The 5,731-nt window shown below is 68.7% G+C and carries 4 protein-coding genes; all 4 read left to right on the top strand.

What is annotated here, in order from left to right; all coding sequences use genetic code 11:
• Positions 1-307: 307 nt before the first annotated feature.
• Entirely contained in the window at positions 308-979 is a 672-nt protein-coding gene (gene raiA / locus ABDW21_RS07815) for a ribosome-associated translation inhibitor RaiA (RefSeq protein WP_343600983.1), read from the top strand.
• A 101-nt stretch (positions 980-1,080) separates the two neighbouring features.
• The gene (gene secA / locus ABDW21_RS07810; protein WP_343710269.1) at positions 1,081-3,906 is read left to right on the top strand and encodes a preprotein translocase subunit SecA; all 2,826 of its coding nucleotides are present in this window, start codon (positions 1,081-1,083) and stop codon (positions 3,904-3,906) included.
• 4 nt (positions 3,907-3,910) lie between these two features.
• Positions 3,911-4,393: a cation:proton antiporter regulatory subunit gene (locus ABDW21_RS07805; RefSeq protein WP_343600985.1), complete on the top strand. Its 483-nt coding sequence runs from the start codon at positions 3,911-3,913 to the stop codon at positions 4,391-4,393.
• Between the two features lie 4 nt (positions 4,394-4,397).
• Positions 4,398-5,549, top strand: coding sequence for a cation:proton antiporter (locus ABDW21_RS07800; RefSeq protein ID WP_343710268.1), 1,152 nt, complete (start codon positions 4,398-4,400; stop codon positions 5,547-5,549).
• The last annotated feature ends 182 nt before the right edge of the window (positions 5,550-5,731 follow it).

Here is a 5,731-nt window from a genome sequence, read left to right as displayed (position 1 = left end):
GTGACCCGGTGTGCTCAGGGTGACCCGGTGTGCTCAGGGTGACCCGTTGTGAAGAACTCGCAACAGGCCGCGCAAAGTACTGGCACACACGGCTGCCCACGGGCTACCGTCGGGTTCACGCGTCCGTGCGCACCGCACGGCAGCGGCCTTGACATCACGCGCCACGGCACCGGCAACGCCAAGGAGGTGAGTTCTCGACACCTGGACCGGCGGGCGGCCTGCGGCACGGCCGTGCACCCGCCGGCGCATGCACGTATCAGCCAGGCACGCCCCACGCGTGCGACGCGAGAGAAACGAGTTGCCAAGCATGTCACGACCAACCGTGGAATCCAGTCAGCTTGTGGCCGACGCCGACGAGCAGGCCGACGTGACCCCGCGCGCCGACGTCGTCGTCAAGGGCCGCAACGTGGAGATCCCCGACCACTTCCGCGTCTACGTCTCGGAGAAACTCGGCCGTTTGGAACGGCTGGACCGATCCATCCACCTGTTCGACGTCGAGCTCGACCACGAGCGCAATCGCCGTCAGCGCAAGTCCTGCCAGCATGTGGAGATCACCGCCCGCGGCCGGGGCCCGGTGGTTCGCGGCGAAGCCGGCGCCGACAGCTTCTACGCCGCGTTCGAGTCGGCCGCCGCCAAGCTGGAGAACCGGCTGCGGCGCGTCAAGGATCGCCGCACAGTCCACTACGGCGACAAGACCCCGGTGTCGCTGGCCGCCGCCACCGCCGCGGCGTCGCCATCCGCCGGCCAGGGCGTCACCGACGACCCGGCGGCGGCGCAGGAATCCGACGGGCACCACGAACCCGGGCGGATCGTGCGCACCAAGGAGCACACCGCCACGCCGATGACGGTGGACGACGCGCTCTACGAGATGGAGCTCGTCGGGCACGACTTCTTCCTCTTCCACGACAAGGCAACCGACCGGCCGTCGGTGGTCTACCGTCGGCACGCCTACGACTACGGCCTGATCCGGCTGGCCTGATCCGGCTGGCCTGATCCGGCTGGCCTGACGATCGCGGGGGATCGCCGGCTCGTCGCCTAGGATGGACGTCGCCGAAGACTCCAATCCATAGGGGACACGCTGTGCTGTCGAAGTTGCTCCGCCTGGGCGAAGGCCGCATGGTCAAGCGTCTTGCGAAGGTCGCCGACTATGTCAACACCTTGGCCGACGACGTCGAGAAGCTCACCGATGCGCAACTGCGCGCCAAAACCGAGGAGTTCCGCAAACGCCACGCCGACCAGAAAAACCCGGAAAGCCTCGACGACCTGCTGCCCGAGGCGTTTGCGGTGGCCCGGGAGGCGGCCTGGCGGGTGCTCGACCAGCGCCCCTTCGACGTGCAGGTGATGGGCGCGGCGGCGCTGCACTTCGGCAACGTCGCCGAGATGAAGACCGGTGAGGGCAAGACCTTGACCGCGGTGCTGCCCAGCTACCTCAACGCGATCAGCGGCAAGGGCGTGCACATCGTCACCGTCAACGACTATCTGGCCAAACGTGACAGCGAGTGGATGGGCCGGGTGCACCGCTTCCTGGGCCTGGACGTCGGGGTCATCCTCGCGCAGATGACGCCCGACGAGCGCCGCGCCGCCTACGCCGCCGACATCACCTACGGCACCAACAACGAGTTCGGCTTCGACTATCTGCGCGACAACATGGCGCACTCGTCGGCGGACTGCGTCCAGCGCGGCCACAACTACGCCATCGTCGACGAGGTCGACTCCATCCTGATCGACGAAGCCCGCACCCCGCTGATCATCTCCGGCCCGGCCGACGCCGCGTCGAACTGGTACGCCGAGTTCGCCCGGCTGGCGCCGCTGCTGGAAAAAGACGTCCACTACGAGGTCGACCTGCGCAAACGCACCATCGGCGTGCACGAGCTCGGCGTGGAGTTCGTCGAAGACCAGCTCGGCATCGACAACCTCTACGAGGCCACCAACTCGCCCCTGGTCAGCTACCTCAACAACGCGCTCAAGGCCAAGGAGCTGTTCGCCCGCGACAAGGACTACATCGTCCGCGACGGCGAGGTGCTCATCGTCGACGAGTTCACCGGTCGTGTGCTGTACGGCCGCCGCTACAACGAGGGCATGCACCAGGCCATCGAGGCCAAAGAGCACGTCGAGATAAAGGCTGAGAACCAGACGCTGGCCACCATCACGCTGCAGAACTTCTTCCGGCTCTACGACAAGCTCGCCGGGATGACCGGCACCGCGCAGACCGAGGCGGCCGAGCTGCACGAGATCTACAAGATCGGCGTGGTGTCCATCCCCACCAACAAGCCGATGATCCGCACCGACCAGTCCGACCTCATCTACAAGACCGAGGAGGCCAAGTACATCGCTGTCGTCGACGACGTCGCCGAACGCTACGAACGGGGGCAGCCGGTGCTGATCGGCACCACCAGCGTGGAGCGCTCGGAGTACCTGTCGCGCCAGTTCACCAAGCGGCGCATCCCGCACAACGTGCTCAACGCCAAATACCACGAGCGGGAGGCCGGCATCGTCGCCGAGGCCGGCCGCCGCGGCGGCATCACCGTCGCCACCAACATGGCCGGCCGCGGCACCGACATCGTGCTGGGCGGCAACGTCGACTTCCTCACCGACACACGGCTGCGGCAGCGCGGCCTGGACCCGGTGGAGACCCCCGACGAGTACGAGGCCGCCTGGCATGAGGAGCTGCCCAAAGTCAAAGCCGAGGCCGCCGCCGAAGCCGGCGAGGTGATCGAGGCCGGCGGGCTGTACGTGCTGGGCACCGAACGGCACGAATCCCGGCGCATCGACAACCAGTTGCGCGGCCGCTCCGGCCGCCAGGGCGACCCCGGCGAGTCACGCTTCTACCTGTCGCTGGGCGACGAGCTCATGCGCCGTTTCAACGGTGCGGCGCTGGAGTCGCTGCTGACTCGGCTGAACCTGCCCGACGACGTGCCGATCGAGGCCAAGATGGTGACCCGCGCGATCAAGAGCGCGCAAACCCAGGTCGAGCAGCAGAACTTCGAGGTCCGCAAGAACGTCCTCAAGTACGACGAGGTGATGAACCAGCAGCGCAAGGTGATCTACGCCGAGCGGCGCCGCATTCTGGAGGGGGAGAACCTCAAAGAGCAGGCGCTCGAAATGGTCCGCGACGTGGTCACCGCCTACGTCAACGGGGCGACCGCCGACGGGTATGCCGAGGACTGGGATCTGGCCAAGCTGTGGGAGGCGCTGCAGACGCTGTACCCGGTCGGGATCGACCACAAGCAGCTGTTCGACCCAGACGCCGTCGGTGAACCCGGGGAGCTGAGCCGCGAGGAGTTGCTCGACGCGCTGATCGCCGACGCCGAGCGCGCCTATGCCGCGCGGGAAGCGCAGTTGGAGGAGCTGGCCGGGGAGGGGGCGATGCGCGAGCTGGAGCGCAACGTGCTGCTCAACGTCATCGACCGCAAATGGCGGGAGCACCTCTACGAGATGGACTACCTCAAGGAGGGCATCGGGCTGCGGGCGATGGCGCAGCGCGATCCGCTGGTCGAGTATCAGCGGGAGGGCTACGACATGTTCGTCGGCATGCTCGACGGCCTGAAAGAGGAGTCCGTCGGCTTCCTGTTCAACGTCGTGGTCGAGGCGGTGCCCGCGCCGCAGGTGGCGCCGGTCGCCGAGCCGGAGGGGTTGGCGGAGTTCGCCACCGCCGCGGCGGCCGCGGCGCAGCGGTCCGTCGCCGGTTCGTCTGGGGCTGCTTCGAGTGCGTTGCGCGCCAAGGGTATCGAGAGCGAATCGCGGGCCCTTACCTACTCCGGCCCGGCCGAGGACGGGTCCGCGCAGGTACAGGGCAACGGTGACGGTGCCCAGCGGGCGCCGGGAACCAGCCGGCGGGAACGTCGCGAATCCGCTCGCCGGCAGGATCGCGCCGCGAAACACGCGAGATCGGGTAAGCGGCGGTAGCGCGGTGGACATCAAAGAGGTGCTACTGCCCAGCATCGGCCTGCGGTACGAGTTCACCAGCCACGACGGCGCCCGAATCGGCATCATCGCCCGGCGCAGCGGCGACTTCGAGGTCGTCCTGTACGGCCGCGACGACCCCGACCAGGCCCGGCCGTGCTTTCGCCTGACCGACGAGGAGGCCGACGCGGTCGCCCAGATCCTCGGTGCGCCGCGGATCGCCGAACGGTTCACCGAGCTGACGCGCGACGTGCCCGGGATCGACGCCGGGCAGGTGCGTATCGGGCCGGACAGCCCGTTCGTGGACCGCCCGCTCGGCGACACCAGTGCCCGCACCCGCACCGGCGCGTCGATCGTGGCGATCGTCCGCGGCGCCGACGTGGTGGCGTCGCCGGGTCCGGCGGAAATCCTGCGCGCTCATGACGTCCTGGTGGTGATCGGCACCGAGGACGGCATCACCGGAGTCGAAGAGATCGTCGCCAAGGGCTGAGCCGATGGACGTGTCGGCTCCGCTGCTGTTCCAACTCGGCGCCGTCCTGACCGTGATGGCCTTGTTCGGCGCCGTTCTGCGCCGGTTCGCGCTGTCCCCGATACCGGTGTACCTGCTGGCCGGCCTCGCGCTGGGCACCGGCGGCATCGCCCCGGTGTCGGCCGCCCGCGAGTTCATCACCACCGGCGCGCCGATCGGTGTGGTGCTGCTGCTGCTCACACTGGGTCTGGAGTTCTCCGCCGCCGAATTCGCCAGCAGCCTGCGTCACCACCTGCCGTCGGCCGCGGTCGACATCGTCCTCAACGCCACACCCGGCGCGCTCGCCGGCTGGCTGCTCGGGCTCGACGCCGTCGGCATCCTGGCGCTGGCCGGCGTCACCTACGTGTCGTCGTCGGGGCTGATCGCTCGGCTGCTGGAGGACCTGCACCGGCTCGGCAACCGGGAAACGCCGGCCATCCTGGCGGTGCTGGTGCTGGAGGACTTCATGATGGCCGCCTACCTGCCGCTGTTCGCGGTGCTGGCCACCGGTGGCACCGTGCAGCTGGCGGTCGGCGGGATGGCCGTCGCGGTCCTGGCGCTGTGGGCGGCGTTCGCCGCGTCGTATCGGTGGGGCCACCATGTCGGCCGGCTGGTCGGGCACGCCGACTCCGAGCAGCTGCTGCTGCGGGTGCTGGGCATCACCCTGATCGTGGCGGCGTTCGCCGAGCATGTCCACGCCTCGGCGGCGGTGGGCGCTTTCCTGGTCGGCCTCACCCTCACCGGGGAGACGGCCGATCGGGCCCGCACGGTGTTCGGCCCGCTGCGCGATCTGTTCGCGGCGGTTTTCTTCCTGGGCATCGGGGTCAGGGTCGATCCGCAGCATCTGCTTCCGATGCTTCCGGTTGCCGTTGCGCTGGCCGCCGTCACCGGTGCCACCAAGGTGGCGACGGGCATGTTCGCCGCCCGCCGCGAGGGGGTGGCGCGGCGCGGGCAGTTTCGCGCCGGCACCACCCTGATCGCGAGGGCGGAATTCTCGCTGATCATCATCGGGCTGGTCGGCGCGTCGATTCCCGGGGTCGCCGCGCTGGCGACGACGTACGTGTTCGTGGTGGCGACCGTCGGTCCGGTGCTGGCGCGTTTCACCGGCGGGCCGTTGCCGGCGAGCGTGCGCGGCTAGTGGTCGCGCTCATAAGTTCGTCGGGATCATGTGCTCGTCACCAGGTCTGCAGCACAGCCAGGTAGATGGGACTAACGAGGCGTGTGGGTCGACCCGGTTCAGCCCGGCCTCACCGAACGTGAAGCTGTTGCGAGAATCGGACGAATTTCTCGCAACGGCTTCACGTTCGGTGACCTGACCCC

Origin of the sequence: Mycobacterium sp., from assembly GCF_039583805.1 — a bacterium.
Classification (GTDB): domain Bacteria; phylum Actinomycetota; class Actinomycetes; order Mycobacteriales; family Mycobacteriaceae; genus Mycobacterium.
The sequence above is the reverse complement of the archived record's forward strand: the minus strand, read 5'-3'. Positions and strand labels throughout refer to the sequence as shown.